Annotated in this window: 13 protein-coding genes; all 13 read right to left on the bottom strand. The window is 70.9% G+C overall.

The features are described 5' to 3' along the window. Nucleotides 1–105: 105 nt before the first annotated feature. Nucleotides 106–2,103, bottom strand: coding sequence for a transketolase (gene tkt / locus JHW38_RS21345; RefSeq protein ID WP_207523304.1), 1,998 nt, complete (start codon nucleotides 2,101–2,103; stop codon nucleotides 106–108). A 357-nt stretch (nucleotides 2,104–2,460) separates the two neighbouring features. Next, nucleotides 2,461–3,825, bottom strand: coding sequence for a dicarboxylate/amino acid:cation symporter (locus JHW38_RS21340; RefSeq protein ID WP_207523303.1), 1,365 nt, complete (start codon nucleotides 3,823–3,825; stop codon nucleotides 2,461–2,463). Nucleotides 3,826–4,021: 196 nt separating this feature from the next. Continuing rightward, nucleotides 4,022–5,743, bottom strand: a complete 1,722-nt coding sequence (locus JHW38_RS21335) for a BatD family protein (RefSeq protein WP_207523302.1) — start codon at nucleotides 5,741–5,743, stop codon at nucleotides 4,022–4,024. Between the two features lie 5 nt (nucleotides 5,744–5,748). Beyond that, complete coding sequence (locus tag JHW38_RS21330) at nucleotides 5,749–7,494, bottom strand: VWA domain-containing protein (protein ID WP_207523301.1); 1,746 nt, start codon at nucleotides 7,492–7,494, stop codon at nucleotides 5,749–5,751. Beyond that, entirely contained in the window at nucleotides 7,491–8,519 is a 1,029-nt protein-coding gene (locus JHW38_RS21325) for a vWA domain-containing protein (RefSeq protein WP_207523300.1), read from the bottom strand. The genes JHW38_RS21330 and JHW38_RS21325 overlap by 4 nt, the downstream gene beginning before the upstream one ends. Next, nucleotides 8,516–8,977, bottom strand: a complete 462-nt coding sequence (locus JHW38_RS21320; protein WP_207523299.1) for a DUF4381 domain-containing protein — start codon at nucleotides 8,975–8,977, stop codon at nucleotides 8,516–8,518. The genes JHW38_RS21325 and JHW38_RS21320 overlap by 4 nt, the downstream gene beginning before the upstream one ends. After that, a complete protein-coding gene (locus JHW38_RS21315; RefSeq protein ID WP_207523298.1) occupies nucleotides 8,977–9,873 on the bottom strand; it encodes a DUF58 domain-containing protein in 897 nt (298 codons plus the stop codon). The genes JHW38_RS21320 and JHW38_RS21315 overlap by 1 nt, the downstream gene beginning before the upstream one ends. A 204-nt stretch (nucleotides 9,874–10,077) precedes the next feature. Further along, on the bottom strand, nucleotides 10,078–11,097 hold the full coding sequence (locus JHW38_RS21310; RefSeq protein ID WP_207523297.1) for an AAA family ATPase: 1,020 nt from the start codon (nucleotides 11,095–11,097) through the stop codon (nucleotides 10,078–10,080). Nucleotides 11,098–11,438: 341 nt separating this feature from the next. Next, complete coding sequence (locus JHW38_RS21305) at nucleotides 11,439–13,538, bottom strand: type IV pilus secretin PilQ (protein ID WP_428995333.1); 2,100 nt, start codon at nucleotides 13,536–13,538, stop codon at nucleotides 11,439–11,441. A gap of 12 nt (nucleotides 13,539–13,550) precedes the next feature. Beyond that, nucleotides 13,551–14,108, bottom strand: coding sequence for a pilus assembly protein PilP (locus tag JHW38_RS21300; protein ID WP_207523295.1), 558 nt, complete (start codon nucleotides 14,106–14,108; stop codon nucleotides 13,551–13,553). A gap of 1 nt (nucleotide 14,109) precedes the next feature. Then, entirely contained in the window at nucleotides 14,110–14,808 is a 699-nt protein-coding gene (locus tag JHW38_RS21295) for a type 4a pilus biogenesis protein PilO (RefSeq protein ID WP_207523294.1), read from the bottom strand. Further along, nucleotides 14,805–15,626 carry a PilN domain-containing protein gene (locus JHW38_RS21290; protein WP_207523293.1) on the bottom strand — a complete coding sequence of 274 codons (822 nt, stop codon included), beginning with the start codon at nucleotides 15,624–15,626 and terminating at the stop codon, nucleotides 14,805–14,807. The genes JHW38_RS21295 and JHW38_RS21290 overlap by 4 nt, the downstream gene beginning before the upstream one ends. Beyond that, nucleotides 15,626–16,684 (bottom strand): pilus assembly protein PilM, encoded by a 1,059-nt coding sequence (locus JHW38_RS21285; protein ID WP_207523292.1) that lies wholly within the window; start codon nucleotides 16,682–16,684, stop codon nucleotides 15,626–15,628. Before JHW38_RS21285 ends, JHW38_RS21290 begins: the two co-directional genes overlap by 1 nt. Between the last annotated feature and the right edge of the window lie 274 nt (nucleotides 16,685–16,958).

Here is a 16,958-nt window from a genome sequence, read left to right as displayed (position 1 = left end):
CCGATACTTAAGAAGTGCGTTGCGCACCCGCCGCAAAAACGAACGGGGACGCGTTGCGTCCCCGTTTAGTTACCGCTCCGCGCGGAGCGGCCGATGTCGCCGCGATCAGCCCAGCTTCTTGACCGTCGCCACGACGCGCTCGACGGTGAAGCCGAAGTACGGGAATAGCGCTTCGGCCGGAGCCGAGGCGCCGAAGCGGTCGATGCCGACCACGTCGCCGTCCAGGCCGACGTACTTGCGCCAGAAATCGCTGACGCCGGCTTCGATCGCCACGCGCTTGCGCACCGCGTTGGGCAGCACCGACTCGCGGTAGTCCAGCGGCTGGCGGTCGAACACGTCGGTCGAGGGCATCGACACCACCCGCACCTTGACCCCTTCGGCGCCGAGCTGGTCGGCGGCCTGGGTGGCCAGGCCGACTTCCGAACCGGTCGCCAGCAGGATCACCTCCGGCGCGCCTTCGCTGTCGCGCAGCACGTACCCGCCGCGCTCGATCTGCGCGACCTGCTGCGCGTCGCGCGGCTGGTGCGGCAGGTTCTGGCGCGAGAACACCAGGCAGCTCGGGCCGTCCAGGCGCGCGATCGCGGCCTTCCACGCGGTCGCCGATTCGACCGCGTCGCACGGGCGCCACACGTCGTTGTGCGGGATGTAGCGCAGGCTGGCGAGGTGCTCGATCGGCTGGTGGGTCGGGCCGTCTTCGCCCAGGCCGATGGAGTCGTGGGTGTAGACGTGGATCGCGTGCGCGCCCATCAGCGCGCTCATGCGCACCGCGTTGCGGGCGTAGTCGCTGAACACCAGGAAGGTGGCGTCGAACGGGATGAAGCCGCCGTGCAGGTTCAAGCCGTTGCTGATCGCGGTCATGCCGAACTCGCGCACGCCGTAGTAGACGTAGTTCGCGTTCGGATCGTTGCTGGCGACCGACTTGCTGGCCTTCCACAAGGTCAGGTTGGAATGGGCCAGGTCGGCCGAGCCGCCGATCAGTTCCGGCAGCAGCGGGGCGAAGGTCTCGATCGCCATCTGCGAGGCCTTGCGCGAGGCGATGGTCTGGCCGTCGGCTTGCAGCTTGGCGATGTAGGCGTCGGCCTGGGCGAGGAAGTCGGCCGGCAGCTCGCCGGCGATGCGGCGCCCGAGCTCGGCGGCTTCGGCCGGGAACTGCGCGGCGTAGGCGTCGAAGCCCTGCTGCCACTGCGCCTGCGCGCCGGCGTGGTCGCGGTTGCGCCAGCCGGCGTAGATGTCCTGCGGGATTTCGAATTCGGCGTACGGCCACTCCAGCTCGGCGCGGGTCGCGGCGACTTCGTCCTTGCCCAGCGGCGCGCCGTGCGAGGACTCCTTGCCCGCCTTGGCCGGCGAACCGAAACCGATGGTGGTGCGGCAGCAGATCAGGGTCGGCTTGTCGCCGTGCTTGAGCGCGGTTTCGATCGCGGTCTTGATCTCGACCGGGTCCTGGCCGTTGACCTTGCGGATCACCCGCCAGCCGTAGGCCTCGAAGCGCGCCGCGGTGTCGTCGGTGAACCAGCCGTCGGTGTTGCCGTCGATCGAGATCTTGTTGTCGTCCCAGAACGCGACCAGCTTGCCCAGGCCCCAGGTGCCGGCCAGCGAAGCGACTTCGTGCGAGATGCCTTCCATCAGGCAGCCGTCGCCGAGGAACACCCAGGTGCGGTGGTCGACGACGTCGTGGCCTTCGCGGTTGAAACGCTGGGCCAGGATCTTCTCCGCCAGCGCCATGCCGACCGCATTGGCCAGGCCCTGGCCGAGCGGGCCGGTGGTGGTTTCCACGCCCGGAGTCTCGAAGTTCTCCGGGTGGCCCGGGGTCTTGGAGTGCAGCTGGCGGAAACGCTTGAGCTCGTCGATCGACAGGTCGTAGCCGGACAGGTGCAGCAGCGCGTACTGCAGCATCGAGCCGTGGCCGTTGGAGAGGATGAAGCGGTCGCGGTTGAACCACTTCGGGTCGGCCGGGTTGTGGCTCAGGAAGTCGTTCCACAGCACTTCGGCGATGTCGGCCATGCCCATCGGCATGCCGGGGTGGCCGGAGTTGGCGGCCTGCACCGCGTCGATGGCGAGGAATCGGATGGCGTTGGCAAGATCGCGGCGGCTGGGCGTCGTCATGGGGCTCGGGCGGCTGAGGCTGGGAGGCGGAGCGGGAGCCGGCTGGCGAACGAGCCCGGATGCGGGCGGCGGGCCGGCGGAGAGGCGCCATTGTCCCATCCCGGGGCGAGGATGTCGCCCCGAGCCCGTTCAGGGCCGTCCTCGGAGCGCCCCAAGCGGCGCCCGGCGTCCCGAACCGGCAGATTCGGCATGCAAGCCCCCTGTAGGAGCGGCGCGAGCCGCGACCGCGACAACACAGCTGCGTCGAAGCTTCCGCCGTAGTTGCGTTGCCGCAGTCGCGGCTCGCGCCGCTCCTACAGGAAGCAACCGCCGCAACGAAAAAGCCCGCCGGGCGGCGGGCTTTTCGGCGAGCGCGGATCAATCCGCCAGCGTCTCCGCCGGCGGATCCTCGACCCCGCGCGACACCATCGAGGCGATCGCGATGTCGCCAGTGACGTTGAGCGTGGTCCGGCACATGTCGAGGAAGTGGTTGACGCCGAGGATCAGGCCGATGCCTTCCGGCGGCACCTTGACCATCGCGCAGATCATCGCCACCACCGGCAGCGAGCCCGAGGGGACGCCGGCGGTGCCGATGCCGCCCAGGATGCACACCAGCATGACCATGACCTGCTGGCCCAAGCTCAGGTCCACGCCGAAGAACTGGGCCAGGAAGATCACCGTGACGCCTTCGAACAGCGCGGTGCCGTTCTGGTTCGCGGTCGCGCCGACGGTCAGCACGAAGCGCGAGATCCGCCGCGGCAGCTTGAGTTCGTCGGCCACGCGCAGCGCGGTCGGCAGGGTCGCGTTGCTGGACGCGGTGGAGAACGCCAGCACCATCGCTTCCTGCGCGCCCTTGAAGAATTGCAGCGGCGAGCGTCCGCCGATGAACTTGATCGCCAGCGCATAGACCACGAACAGGTGGATCGCCAGCGCCGACACCACCACCGCCACGTACTTGGCCAGCTTGAACAGCAGGTCCCAGCCGAACTGCGAGGACAGGTTGAACATGAAGCAGAACACCGCGTACGGCGCCAGCTTGATGACCAGGCCGATCAGGGTCATCGAGATTTCGAACAGGCCCTGGATGCCGTCGCGCAGCGTGTCGACCGCCTTGGACTTGGTCAGCACCATGCCCACGCCGATCATCAGGGCGAAGAACATCACCGCCAGGATGGCGTCGTCGGCCGCGGCCTGGACCACGTTGCTGGGCACGATCGACACCAGCATCTGGATGCCCTTGGGCGCGTCGGTGCTGCCCTTGACGATGCTCTGCGCGCGCTCGGCGTTTTCGCTCATCAACTGCTGCGCCTGCGCCGGGTCCATGCCGGCCCCGGGTTGGAACACGTTGACCATCACCAGGCCCAGCAGCACCGCCAGGCCCGACATCACCACGGTCAGCCCGAGCGTGCGCCAGCCGACCCGGCCGAACGAACGAATGTCGCCCATCTCGCTGACGCCCATGACCAGGGCCGAGAACAGCAGCGGGATCACCAGCATGAAGATCAGGCGCAGGAAGATTTCGCCGGCCGGGCCGGTGATGACTTCGGTGAACAGCTTGAGCAGCGACTCGCAGCGCCAGCCGGCGGCGCCGGCCTCGCAGGCTTGGCCGCTGAGCTGCGCCCAGCTGATTCCCCCCACGCCCGCAGCGTAGACGATCAGGCCCAGGCCGAGGCCGGCCAGGAAGCCGATCGCCATCTTCCAGTGCAACGGCAGCGGCTTGCGCGCGTTCGGGGTTTCGCTCATGGATTCGCTCGTTACCGGCCCGGCCAAAACAGCGGGCAGGATACACCAGGGGGTCGGAAACGCCCGGACGGTGGGGTTTGGAGGGGTTTTCGGCCGATCAGTCGGCCTGTGCGGGAGACTTCAGCCCCGACGCTTTCCGGTCAGATCGAATCGATCCGGCGCAGGAGCCTCGGGACCGAAGCCCCACCGCCAGCGATCAACTCGCAGGCGGATACAGCGGCGGCAGCGGCGAGGCGGATTGCGCGGCGCCCTGGCGCCATTGCGGCCCCTGCGCGAACGCGGCGCGCAGGCGGTTGCGCGCGGCGACGCCGTCGCCGCCGCCCCAGCGCGCGCGGCGCAGCGCCTGCACGGCGTCGCGCTGGGCCGGGTCGGCGAGGCGTTCGACCAGTTCGTCGTCGTCGGCCGCCGGCGGCGAGGCCAGTCCGCGCAGCACGCTGGCGATGTGGTCGAAGTCGCCGCGGTCGATCAGTTCGCGCAACGCCGGCAGGTTCAACTTCAACGGCGCCGCCGCGGCCTGGCCCGGCGCCGCGGCGGGCGCAGCGGACGCGGCCACGGCGCGCGGCTGCGCGCGCAGTTGCAGCGCCCACACCAGCGTGCCCAGCCACAGCAGCGCGAACAGCACCGCGGCGATCGCCCAGCCCTTGTGCACCGCGCCGCCGGCGGCGGGCGCGGCGTCGGCCGGCGCGGTGTCGGCGGACGCCGCATCGGCGCCGCCGCTGCGCGCCGCGGCCACCGCCGGATTCACCGCCGGCGCGGCCGAGCCGGTGCCGCCGATGCCGCGGCCCACGGTCCAGCTCAGCGGCGGCAGGCTGGCGGTGCGCGCGGCGCGCGCGGTCACGTCCCACCAATCCAGGCGCAGGCCTTCCAGCCGCACCTCGCCTTCGCGCGAGGGCACCAGCGAGAACTTGCGGGTCAGCTTCACCCGCGGCCGGCCGCCGACGAAGGTCTCGTCGGCCTGGACCGGATCGGCGAACACCTGCACCCCGTCCATCGGCGGCAGCTGCAGTTCCGGCATCTGCGCCAGGCCGGCGCCGTCGACGCTGGCCTCGACGATCACGCTGGCCGAATTGCCGACCCGCAACTGCTGCGGCGTGGTGCGGTAGCTCAGGGTCAGGCTGCGCAGCGGCAGCCACGGCTGCGGCGCATCGGCCGGCACCGGCCGCACCTGCAAGGTGCGCGCGCGGCTGACCGCGCGGCGCGCATCGCCGCCGGAACCGGTGAGCTGTTCGATCAGGGTGGTGCCGACCCGGCCTTCGAACACCGCCGCCGGCATGGTCAGCGCGCCGCTGCGCTCGGGCACCAGCAGGAAGCGGCGCTCGACCACGGTGTAGAGCTGGCCGTTGAGGGTGCGCTGGTACTGCACGTCGTCGCCGATCTTGGTCAGCGAAGCGCCGTCGGGCACGGCCTGATCGATCTTGCCGCCGAGCACCTGGCTGGAGGCGTACAGCCGCACCACCCAGCCCACCGCCTGCTGCACGTAGGGATTGTTGTCGTCGGGCACCGCATCGATGAACACGTCGCTGGCGCCGGTGGCCTGTTCCGGCGCCGGCGCCGGCGCGGCTTCCACGTACAGCTCCAGCGGCTGGGTGCGGATGCCGGCGACGTTGAGCCCGGGGATCTGGATGCGTCCGCTGCGCAGCGGACGCAGTTCGATGCTGTAGCGGGTGCGCGCGATCAGCCCGCGCGGGCTCGGTTCGATGCGGGTGTCGTCGCTGGTGCCGACGGTTTCGAAATTCGCCGCCAGCGGCGCGTAATCGGGCGCGCCGCCGACCGAGGCGGTGGTCTCCACGTTCAAGGTGACGGTTTCGCCCGCGCGGATGCTGGTGCGGTCCAGCCACGCGCGCGCCTGCGCCGCGGCGCCGGCGCTGAAGCCGGCCAGCAGCAGGAACAGCGCGAATTTGAGCAAGTAGCGCGACATCGGCCTCAATCCCCTTCCAGCGCCGACATCTGCCGGCGCGCGTATTCGATCTTGAATCTCTCCCGCAGCAGGCTGCCGGGGTCGTCGGGCACGCGCTTGAGCCAGGCGTCGTTGGCCTGCTGGCGTTCGCGCTGGGCCGGGGTGCGCGCCGCCTCGCGTTCGCCGGGCGGGGTCTTGCCCTGCTGGGCGCGCTGGCGTTCGAGCTCGCGCTGCATGCGTTCGCGCTGGGCCTGGTCGGCGCGGCGCTGTTCTTCCGGGTCGTCGCTGGGTTTTTGCGGAGTCTTCTGCTGACCGTCCGGATCGGGCTTCTGCGGTTGCTGCTGCGGCTTGCCGTCCTGCTGCGGATTCTGGCCTTGCGGCGAGGGCTTCGGGTCCTGCTTCCCGGGCTGTTGCTTCTGCGGTTTCTGCCCGTCCTGGTTCTGCTGCGGCGGCCGCTTCATCGCCGCTTCGACCGCGCGCTTGTTGGCGATCGCGTCTTCCATGCCCGGGGTCTGCTTGAGCGCGCGGTCGTAGGCGGCGATGGCCTCGGGATAACGGCCCTGGCGCGCCAGCGCGTTGCCGAGGTTGTACTGCGCATCGGCGCCCTGCGCGCGCTGGTACAGCTCGGCGGCGCGTTCGAACTGGCCGGCGCGATAGGCGTCGTTGCCTTCGACGATGCGCGCGTGCGCGCCCTGGTCGGCGCGCTGCCACAGCGACTGCGCCGCGGCCGGCCGCGGCGCCAGCGGCAGCCCCAGGCACAGCAGCAACGCCAGCGCGCCGGCGCCGCTGCGGCGACGGAACGCCAGCAGCGCCAGCACCAGCAGCGGCGGCAGCAGCCAGTAACCGTCGTCCTCGCGCGCCAGCCGCTTCTCGCCCATGCCGCCGCCGGCGCCGGCGTCGCCGCGGCCGCCGCCGGCGATGTCGAGCGCGCGCAAATCGCTGTCGTCGGCGCTCAGCGCGGCATAGCGGCCGCCGCCGGCGCGGGCCAGCGCGGCCAGCGCCGGGGCGTCGAGCTTGACCTTGACGATGCGCCCGTCGGGCCGCTGGAACGCCGCACCGGCGGCGGTGCCCAGGCCGAGCACCGACACCGCGTAGCCGTCGCCGCCGGCCTTGGCCGCGGCGCGCTCGGCGGCGCCGTCGCTGCGGTCGGTGATCAGCACGATGCGGCCGCGGTTGAAACCGCCCTGGCGCAGCAGCCTGGCCGACCAGGCGATCGCGCGGTCGGCGTTCTGGCCGTCGCCGGGCATGATGTCCGGCGCCAGCGCGTCGAGGAACACCGCCACGTTGTCGGGGTCGTCGGTCAGCGGCGCCACGGTGTAGGCGTCGTCGGCGAACGCGACCAGGGCGGTCTGGCCGCTGCCGGCGCGGCGGCGCAGCAGTTCGGCCAGCTTGGCCTTGGCCTGGGCCAGGCGGCTCGGCGGCAGATCGCCGGCGAGGGTGCGGCTGGACAGGTCCAGCGCCACCACCATCGGCGTGCTGCCCTGCCACAGCGGCTGTTCGCCTTGCGACCAACTGGGCCCGGCCAGCGCCAGCACCGCCAGCGCGGCGCCGAGCGCGGCCGCGCCCGCGGCCAGCTGCGAGCGCCGGCCCGGGGTCGCGTCGAGCAGATGCCGCAGCAGATGCGCGTCGACCGCGCCCTGCCAGACGCTGCTGCGGCGCCGGCGGCGCCACCACCAGCCGGCCAGCAGCGGCAGCGCCAGCAGCGCCCACAGCCACTGCGGGCGCAGGAAGGTCAGCGGCGCGAGGTGTTCGAACCAGGACCCGGGATTCATGCCGGCCTCCGCCGCGGCCACAGGAACGCGAGCAAGGCCAACACCATCGCCCCGGCCAGCGGCAGCGGGTAGCGCTCGATGCGCGGACGCACCGCCTTGCCTTCGCGCTTGACCGGTTCGAGCCGGTCGATCGCGGCGTAGATGCCGGCCAGCTCGCTGGTGTCGCGGGCGCGGAAGAAGCGGCCGCCGGTCTGATCGGCGATGCGGCGCAGCGCCGGTTCGTCGACCTCGGCGCCGCCGCCGGGCACCGGCAGGCGCACGCCGAACAAGGTCATGCCGCCGCCGTCGCCGCCGAAGGCGATGGTGTGGACGCGCACGCCTTCGTCGTGGGCGATCTGGGCCGCGCGCATCGGGTCGGGCGTGCCGGGCGTGTTGGCGCCGTCGGTCAGCAGGATCGCCACCCGCTCGCGTTCGGGCAGCTGGCGCAGGCGCCGCACCGCCAGGCCGATGGCCTCGCCGATCGCGGTTTCCTGCCCGGCCAGCCCGACCTGGCTATTGCCGAGCTGGTCGCGCACGGTGTCGCGGTCCAGGGTCAGCGGCGCCAGCACGTAGGCGCGGTTGCCGAACACCACCAGGCCGACACGGTCGCCGACGCGGCGGTCGAGGAAGTCGGCCAGCACCGCCTTGGCCGCGGTCAGGCGGTCGACGGTGCGCCGGCCCAGGGTCATGTCGAGTTCGCTCATGCTGCCCGACAGGTCCAGCACCAGCATCATGCCGCGACCGACCTGCGGCGGCCGGATCGGCTCGCCGAGTTGCTGCGGCCGCGCCGCGGCCACGCACAGCAGCGCCCACGCCAGCCACAGCAGCCAGCCGGGACCGCCGCCGCGCAGGCCGCGCCCGCCGGCCGCGGCGACCGCGTCCAGGCGCGCGCCGAACGGGACTTTCAACGCCGCCGAACCGTCGCGCGCCGGCGGCAGCAGCCAGCGCGCCAGCCAAGGCAGCGGCAACGCCGCCAGCCACCACGGCCACGCCAGCAGATCGCGCCAGTCGCCGATCAATGCGCCCACCGAGCCCAACGCACTCATGCGCGCACGCCCATCCATTGCAGGAAGCGGCGCCGCGCGAGTTCGCGCAACGCTTGCACCTGGGCCGGATCGACCTGGCGCCGGTAGCCGCCCTCCAGCAGCAGCCGGCCGGGGCCGGCGGCGAAGTCGTCGCGCTTGCTGCCGCGGTCGAGGAATTCCAGCCACGCCTGCCCGTCGAGGGTGTCGGCGGCGCGGTCGCGGCGGCGGCCGGCGCGGCGCAGCAATTCGGATATCGCCGCGACCTGCGCGACCGGCGTGGCCGCGGCGGCCAGGGCTTCGTCGAACACGCGCTCGGCCTCGCGCTTGCGGCGCGCGCGGCGGCGTTGCCACCACCACAGCGACAACGCCAGCGCGGCCGATACCGCCAGCAGCAGCCACCAGCCCGGCGCCAACGGCCACCACGACGGCGCACCCGGCAGGTGCACGTCGCGCAAGGCGAGCGTTTGTTGCCCCGCCATCAGGCCACCAGCGGCCGCGCGCGGCCCAGCAGCGGCAGCCAGGATTCGCTGGCCGCATCGGTCGACAGCGCCTGCACGCGCACGCCGCGCGCCGGCAGTTTTTCCAGCGCCGCCTCGATCGGGCCGACGAAGCTGGCGTGCCAGCGCTGGCGCTGCGCCGGCGCGCCGAGGTCGAGCTCGATGCGCTGGCCGTCGCGGCTGAACGGCAGCGCGGCGGCCGGCGGCGCGGTTTCGATCGGGTCGGTCAGCAGCAGCACGATCACTTCGTGGTGTTGCGCCAGCACCGCCCAGCGCCGCTGCGGCAATGCCGCGACGCTGCCGGGTTCGGCCAGCACCACCATGCGCGAACCGGGGCGCAGCAGGCGCGAGGCGTGGTCGAGCGCGACCTCCAGGCCGGCGTCTTCGGCCGGCGCCTGCGCATACCAGCGCACCATCGCGTCGAGCACGCGCAGCGCGCCGCGCGGGCCGCTGCCGGGATTGACCGGCGGCTCGCGCAGGCTGCCGCGCAAGGCGGCGATGCGGTCGCCGTCGCGCGCCGCGGCCCAGGCCGCGACCGCGCCGGCGCGCGCGGCCTGCACCGACTTGAAGCGCACGCGGGTGCCGAAATACATCGCCGGCGACGTGTCGGCGACGATCAGGCTCAAGCGCTCGCGCTCGGCCTGGAACAATTTGGTGTGGGCGCGGCCGGTGCGCGCGGTCAGCCGCCAGTCGATGTGGCGGGCGTCGTCGCCGTTGGAGTATTCGCGCGATTCGGCGTACTCCATGCCGCGTCCGCGCAGCGGCGACAAGGCCTGCCCGCTGACCCCGTGGCGGCCCTGGCGGGCGGGCCGGCGGCCGCTCACGGCGGCGCGCAAAGCGACCAGTTCGGCCAGGCTCGGAACGATGCCTTCACTCATGCGCCGGCTCCGGCGCCGATGGCGCACGCATCGAACTCGCTCCGATCGAACTTGCCCGCATCGCGCCTGTTTGCATCGCGCTTCCCTGCATCGCGCCTTCCCGTTTCGCGTCGTCCCGCATCGCATCGTCCCGCATCGCGCCGGCGAGCGGCCGCCGCGCGCGACGAACCTGCACGGCGCAGCGCCGGTCGCGACCGCCAGCCCTCAAGGCAGCGGCACCTTCTTCAGCAATTCGCCGAGCAGGCGATCGCCGTCCCAACCCTCGGCGGTGGCTTCGTAGCTCGGCAGGATGCGATGGCGCAGCACTTCCGGCGCGATCGCGCGGACGTCGTCGGGGGTCACGAAATCGCGCCCGGCCAACCAGGCGTGGGCGCGCGCGCAGCGTTCCAGCGCGATCGAACCGCGCGGGCTGGCGCCCCAGGCGATGCGCCGCGCCAGCGTCGCGTCGTAGCGCGCGGCGTCGCGCGAGGCCAGCACGATTTCGACCAGATAGCGCTCCACCGCCGGCGCGACGTGCAGGTCCAGCACCGCCGAGCGCGCGGCGAACACGTCCGCCAGCGGCATCCGCGGCACCGCTACGGGTTCGGGCTTGAGCGTCTGCCGCGCGCGTTCGCGCGCCAGCCGCAGGATCTCGGCCTCGGCCGCGGCCTCGGGATAGCCGATCCGCACGTGCATGAGGAAGCGGTCGAGCTGGGCCTCGGGCAGCGGGAACGTGCCTTCCTGCTCGATCGGGTTCTGCGTGGCCATCACCAGGAACAGCGGCGGCAGCGCGTAGGTGGCGCGGCCGACGGTGACCTGGCGCTCGCCCATCGCTTCCAGCAGGGCCGACTGCACCTTGGCCGGCGCGCGGTTGATTTCGTCGGCGAGCAGGATCGGATGGAAGATCGGGCCGGCCTGGAATTCGAAGCGGCCTTCCTGCGGACGCCACACCTCGGTGCCGGTCAAGTCGGCCGGCAGCAGGTCGGGAGTGAACTGGACGCGCGCGAACTCGGCCTCCAGGCGCGCGGCCAGCGCGCGCACGGCGCTGGTCTTGGCCAGCCCGGGCGCGCCTTCGACCAGCAGGTGGCCGTCGGCGAGCAGGGCGATCAACAGGCGCTCGATCAGTTCGGCCTGGCCGACGATCTCGACGGCGAGGGCATCGCGCAGTTGCCTGAACGCATCGTGCAGGCGGGCGACATCGGCGGGGGCGGCGGGGGCTTGCGAGCGGTCGGTAGCGCTGTCCATCCGGAATCCATTGCGGGCGAAACGGGCAAGCGCGCGGACGCGGCTTGCAGCGGTTAGGGCGATTTTGACCGAAGTCCGGCCGCGAGGTTCAACCAACGGCGCGACCCGGCAAAGTGCGCCGGGTTTTGCGGGCGCCCGTGGGCGACGTTAGCAGGTTGATCGCGGCGGGGTTGCTTGCAGCGGGGTTGCTCGCAGCGGGGGTCGGCCGCCGCGGGGTTCGCCGGAGCGGATCGGCCGCAGGCCCCGCGGACGCGCGGCGGCGCCCGTCCCGGGGCCGCGGCGGCGGGCGGCACAAACGCGCAGAGGGCCCGTAGGCCCTCTGCGCAGGCGCACAGCCGCGTTCAGCGCTGCGCGACCTTCATCACCTTCGGCGTCACGAAGATCAGCAGCTCGGCCTTTTCCTTGCTGCGGCTCTTTTTCTTGAACAGGTTGCCGAGGAACGGGATGTCGGCCAGGAACGGCACCTTGGACAGATCGCTGCGGTCGCGGAACTCGTACACGCCGCCGATCACGACGGTCTGGCCGTCTTCCACCAGCACCGCGGTGTTGATGTTGCGCTTGTTGATCTGCGGCACGTCGCCGATCGAGGTGTTGACGAAGCCGTTGATCTCGTCCTTCTTGACGTCCATGTTCAGGAACACGCGGCCGTCGTTGGTGATGGTCGGGTTGACCTTCATCTCCATCAGCACGTCCTTGAACTGGACGTTCGGGATCGGAATGCTGTTGCCGCCCTGCTGCGGAGCGATGGTCACGTAGCCGACTTCCTGGCCCTGGCTGATCACCGCTTCGCGCTGGTTGCTGGTCACCACGCGCGGGTTCGACACCACTTCGCCGCGGCCCTCGGTCTGCATCGCGCTGAACTCCATGTCCAGGTTGACGTACTTGCCGAGGATGGTGAACGCCAGCGCGCCGGCCGGGTTCAGCACGCCGACGTTGCTGTTGAGGCTGGCCGGGAACAGGAACGCCGGGTTGGTGATGGTCTGCAGCAGCGAGCGGGCCTGGTCGCGCAGGGCGGTGCCCTTGGCGATGTCGCCGCGGTTGTCGGCGGCGACCGCATCGCTGAGCAGGCCGTCGGACTGGCGGCGGATCAGCTCGTTCTTGGCGGTGGTGTTGCGATAGTTGTTGATGCTCTCCAGCGTGCCGCTGGTGATCACATCGCCCTTCTGGCCCGACACGCCGAAGCGCGCGCCCAGGTCGCGGGCGAAGCTTTCGTTGGCGATGACGATGCGCGCCTCGATCAGGACCTGGTCGACCGGACGGTCGATGACCTTGATCAGCTCCTTCATCTGCGCGACTTTCTTCGGAATGTCGCTGATCATCAGGGTGTTGGTGCGTTCGTCCGCCACCAGCCGCCCGCGCTGCGAGAGAAAGCCGTTCTCGTTGCTACTGTTGCTGTTGCTGCTGCCGCCGCCACCGCCGCCGATGCCCTTGGCTTCGGTCAGCGCCTTATAGATCTGCGCGGCGTTGTGGTAGTTGACCTGCACGTACTCGGTGATCAGGTCGACGCGGTTGTCGAGCGCGATGCGCGCGTCTTCGCGGTCCTGCTCGTACTTGGCCACTTCGGCCTGCGGCGCGACCCACACCACGTTGCCGCTGCGGCGCTTGTCCAGGCCCTTGGCCTGCAGGACGATGTCCAGCGCCTGATCCCACGGCACGTTCACCAGGCGCAGGGTCACGTTGCCCTGCACGGTGTCGGCGGCGACGATGTTGAGGTTGGACTCCTCGGCGACCAACTGCAGCACGGTGCGCACCGGCACGTCCTGGAAGTTGAAGGTCACCGGGCGGCCGGCGTAGCTGCGCACCCCGGCGGCGGCGCTGCCGCTGACGGTGCCCGAGGTCGGCGACGCGCCGGCGGTCGGCTTGGCGCCCGCCGCGCCGACCGCGCGGTTGCCCGCGTCGGCGCTGCGCGGCACGACTTCGACGATGTAGTCGCGGCCGGTCTGGTAGGCCATCGTGTCGTAGCCGCCGGCGGTGTTGAGCACCAGCTGCGAGCCGCTGCCGCTGGCGCGCGCGTCGATGCGCTGGACCGGGGTGGCGAAGTCGGCGACGTTGAGCGGGCGCTGCAGCTCCGGCGGCAGCTTGGCGTTGCCGACGTCGATGGTGACCTGCGAGCCCTGGCTGCGCATGTCGGGGACCGCGCCTTCGCCGCTGAAGCGCAGGATCAGCTTGCCGGAGCCGCCGTCGCCGCGCTTGAAGTCGATGTTGGCGACCGAGATCGCGCCCGGCAGTTGCTTGGCCGGATCAAAGCTCGGGGTCGGTGCGACCGCGGGCGCCGGCGCCGCTGCGGGCTTGGCGGCCGCGACGGGTTCGGCGGCGTTGACCGCGCTGATGCCGGCGAGCAGGCCGAGCGCGAGCCCGGCCAGACGGGGGGCGGACATGCGGGCGCCGGATGCCATGGGGCGTCGGTCCGACGGCATGCGGTTGGCGTTGAATACGATCATCATGCTATCCCCTTATTGATCTTCCAGCGCCACGGAGGCCGGTCGTTCCAGCCAGCCGCCGGCGCCATCCGGCACCAGTTCCACCAAGTCGATGCGCTCCTCAGATACGCCGGTCACACGACCGTCGTTCTGCCCCATGTACGCACCGGGTCGAACACGATAAGTCACTTTGTCCGGCGCCATCACCAGCGCCACGACGTTTTTGCCGCTGCCCAGGGTGCCGACCATGTCCAGGCCGTCGAGCGGGAACGCTTCCAGCGGCTGCTTGCGGCGCACCTTGTCCGGACGCGGGCCGGAGCTGGTGTCCTCGTCGGTGAACGCGGTGCTGAACGGGTCGCGCATTTCCTGCGCGGCGTACTCGAAGGTTTCGAACTGCTGCATCACCGGCAGCGGATCCAGCGCCGGGGCCGGACGCGCCTTGACCTCGGCGACCCACTTCTCCAGGTTCGGAGCGTCGCCGGGGGTGCTGGTGATGCTGCGGAAGCAGCCGGTGGCCGACAGCGCCAGGACCACGGCGCAGGCGGCGGTCAGACGCGAAGCGGCCGGTCGCGACAGAAATTGAGCGCGCATGTCAGGTGCCCTCCTTCTTGCCGGCGGGCTTGGACGCGTCGCCCGAACCGTCGGCCGGCGGGCTCTGTGCAGCCATCTCTTCCTCGTCCAGGTAGCGGTAGGTCTTGACCGTGCCGGCCAGTTCCAGCGGGCTGTTCGGAGTGATCCCGCCCATCGCGTCCTTGTTGTTGTTGCCCTTCGGCTTCAACGAGATGTCGTGCATGGTCATGATGACCACGCGCGGCAGCGAGGCCACGCCGCTGACGAAGGCGCCGAACTGGTGGTACGTGCCGACCATGCGCAGGGCGATCGGCTTCTCGGCGTAGAACTCCTTGGGAACCTCGGCGCCGGGCTGGAACAGCTCGTTGGAGATGCCGGTGGCCAGCGCGGTCTGCGAGATGTCGACGATCAGGTCGGGCATTTCGGTCTTGCTCGGCAACTGGCGCAGCATCTGTTGCAGCTGCTGTTCCATCTGCGCGAGCTGCTGCTTGAGCGGCTCGAGGTTGGCGGCGCGCCCCTGCTTGGTCTCGAAGGTCTGGCGCAGCTCGGTTTCCTTGCGGTCCAGCTGCTCCAGTTCCTCGCGCTTGCCGCTGACGAACAGGTACCAGGCCAGACCGACGATCACCAGGCCGATCAGCGCGCAGAAGATGATCTGCGCCTGCCGCGGCCAGCTGCCGATGTTGTTGAAGTCCAAGTTCTTCATCGAAGCCTTCTTGCTCACGACGCGGCTCCAGTCTTGGTGGGGGCGGCCGCGGGCGCGGCGGGCTTGGCCGGAGCGGCGGCGGGCTTGGCCGCCGGCGTCGCGGCCGGCGCGGCGGGCGCCTGGCCGGGCTTGGCGGCGCCGGCGGGCGCCGCCGGAGCGGCCGCGGCGGGCGCAGCGCCGGCCGGGGCCGCAGCGGCTGCGCCGTCGGCGCCGGGCGCGGCAGCGGTCGCGGCGGCCGGGGCCGCGGCGGGCGCGTCCGGAATGCCGTCGCCGTCCTCGTCCTTCGGCGCGTTCGGATTCGCCAGCTTCACCGTCAGCTTGAACTCGTACGGCAAGCCCTTACCGCCACCGTCCTTGGCCTCGATGATGGTCAGGTCCGGCTTGCTCATCCAGCCGGAGACCTCGAGGTTGCGCATGTAGGTACTGACGCGGGCGTTGGACTGCGCGCGGCCTTCCAGGGTCAGGGTCTCGGCGTCCTGCTTGATCGCGGTCAGCACCGCGCCGTCGGGAATGGTGCGCACCAGCGAATCGAACAGGTGCACCATCTGCGAACGGTTGGACTGCAGCTTCTCGATCACTTCCTTGCGCGCGAGCAGCTTGGCCTTCTTCTTGTCGAGCTCCTCGATCTCCTTGATCTTCTTGTCGACTTCGACGATCTGGCCGTCGAGGAACGCGTTGCGCTTCTGCTGCCCGCTGATTTCGTTGCTGTAATAGAAGACGATCAGCACCGACAGCGCCGCCGCGGCCAGGGCCGACAGGCCCAGCATCGCGACGAATTCCTTCTGCCGGGCCTTGCGGCGCTCGGCGCGCCACGGGAGGAGGTTGATGCGTGCCATCAGTCGAAGCTCCTCAGGGCCAGGCCGCAGGCGATCATCAGCGCGGGAGCGTCCTGCGCCAACGCGTGCGCCTGCACGCGCGGCCCCAGGGTCATGTGGGCGAGCGGGTTGGCCACCGTGGTCGGAATGCCGAGCTGCTCTTCCACCATCTCGGCGATGCGCGGGATCGAGGCGCCGCCGCCGGCCAGGACGATCTGGTCGACGCGGTTGAACTCGCTGCCGGCATAGAAGAACTGCAGCAGGCGGCTGACCTGCTGGACCATCGCTTCCTTGAACGGCTCCAGCACTTCGGCCTGGTAGCTTTCCGGCAGCCCGCCCTGGCGCTTGGCCAGACCGGCTTCCTCGTAGCTCAGGCCGTAGCGGCGCATGACCTCGTCGGTCAGCTGCTTGCCGCCGAACACCTGCTCGCGGTGATACAGGCTGCGGCCGTTGCGCAACACGTTCAGCGTGGTCATGGTCGCGCCGGAGTCGACCAGGGCGACCAGGCCGTCGCGCGGGCTGCTCAAGGTGTCGGCGAGCAGCGCGAACGCGTTCTCGATCGCGAAGGCTTCCACGTCCATGACCTTCGGGGTCAGGCCGCCGAGCTCCAGCGCCGAGGCGCGCACCTCCACGTTCTCCGAGCGCGAGGCCGCCAGCAGCACCTGGACCATATCCGGGCTGCCCGGCATCGGGCCGAGCACTTCGAAATCGTGGTTGACCTCATCGATCGGATACGGCACGTAATTGGCCGCTTCCAGCTCGACCTGCGACTCCAGATCGTCTTCGTCCAGGTCGGCCGGCATGCCGATGACGCGGGTGATCACCGAGGAACCGGCGACCGCCGCGGCGGCGTGCTTGACGCGGGTCCCCGAGCGGGCGACGGCGCGTTTGATCGCCTCGCCCACCGCTTCGACCTCGACGATGTTCTTTTCCACCACCGCGTTCGGCGGCAACGGCTCGACCGCGTAATGCTCAACGCGGTAGCGATTGCCGGCACGCGAAAGTTGCAGCAACTTTACCGCGGTCGAACTGATATCCACGCCGACGAGAGCCGGCTGGCTTTTTGTGATGAGTCCCACAGTTATCTCCCCATGCCACAAGCGCTTACGCGCACTTCGTGTGGCCCCGGCTTAGATAACGGACTTTTCACAGGCTGGCAACCACTTCTTTCACGATTGCCAACCCAGTCGTGCTTTTTTGACATTGGGCGTCACGTGACCGCCACCGTCAGTCCACCGGAGTGACATATGCCATGACTGCGACCGGAACCCCGCTTCCGGAGCCTCCACGCAGCCGGGGCGTGCGTCGCGGAGGCGGTCCGGAGGCCCTGGCCCCGGTTCAGCCGATCCTGCG

The organism is Lysobacter enzymogenes (assembly GCF_017355525.1).
Taxonomy (GTDB): domain Bacteria; phylum Pseudomonadota; class Gammaproteobacteria; order Xanthomonadales; family Xanthomonadaceae; genus Lysobacter; species Lysobacter enzymogenes_C.
The sequence above is the reverse complement of the archived record's forward strand: the minus strand, read 5'-3'. Positions and strand labels throughout refer to the sequence as shown.

Excerpts from the sequence above, each read along its gene's own strand:
- JHW38_RS21315 (WP_207523298.1), bottom strand. The coding sequence starts at position 9,873 with ATGAGTGAAGGCATCGTTCCGAGCCTGGCCGAACTGGTCGCTTTGCGC.
- JHW38_RS21290 (WP_207523293.1), bottom strand. The coding sequence starts at position 15,626 with ATGGCACGCATCAACCTCCTCCCGTGGCGCGCCGAGCGCCGCAAGGCC.
- JHW38_RS21320 (WP_207523299.1), bottom strand. The coding sequence starts at position 8,977 with ATGGCGGGGCAACAAACGCTCGCCTTGCGCGACGTGCACCTGCCGGGT.
- JHW38_RS21330 (WP_207523301.1), bottom strand. The coding sequence starts at position 7,494 with ATGAATCCCGGGTCCTGGTTCGAACACCTCGCGCCGCTGACCTTCCTG.
- JHW38_RS21310 (WP_207523297.1), bottom strand. The coding sequence starts at position 11,097 with ATGGACAGCGCTACCGACCGCTCGCAAGCCCCCGCCGCCCCCGCCGAT.
- JHW38_RS21335 (WP_207523302.1), bottom strand. The coding sequence starts at position 5,743 with ATGTCGCGCTACTTGCTCAAATTCGCGCTGTTCCTGCTGCTGGCCGGC.
- JHW38_RS21305 (WP_428995333.1), bottom strand. The coding sequence starts at position 13,538 with ATGATCGTATTCAACGCCAACCGCATGCCGTCGGACCGACGCCCCATG.
- JHW38_RS21325 (WP_207523300.1), bottom strand. The coding sequence starts at position 8,519 with ATGAGTGCGTTGGGCTCGGTGGGCGCATTGATCGGCGACTGGCGCGAT.
- JHW38_RS21340 (WP_207523303.1), bottom strand. The coding sequence starts at position 3,825 with ATGAGCGAAACCCCGAACGCGCGCAAGCCGCTGCCGTTGCACTGGAAG.
- tkt (WP_207523304.1), bottom strand. The coding sequence starts at position 2,103 with ATGACGACGCCCAGCCGCCGCGATCTTGCCAACGCCATCCGATTCCTC.
- JHW38_RS21300 (WP_207523295.1), bottom strand. The coding sequence starts at position 14,108 with ATGCGCGCTCAATTTCTGTCGCGACCGGCCGCTTCGCGTCTGACCGCC.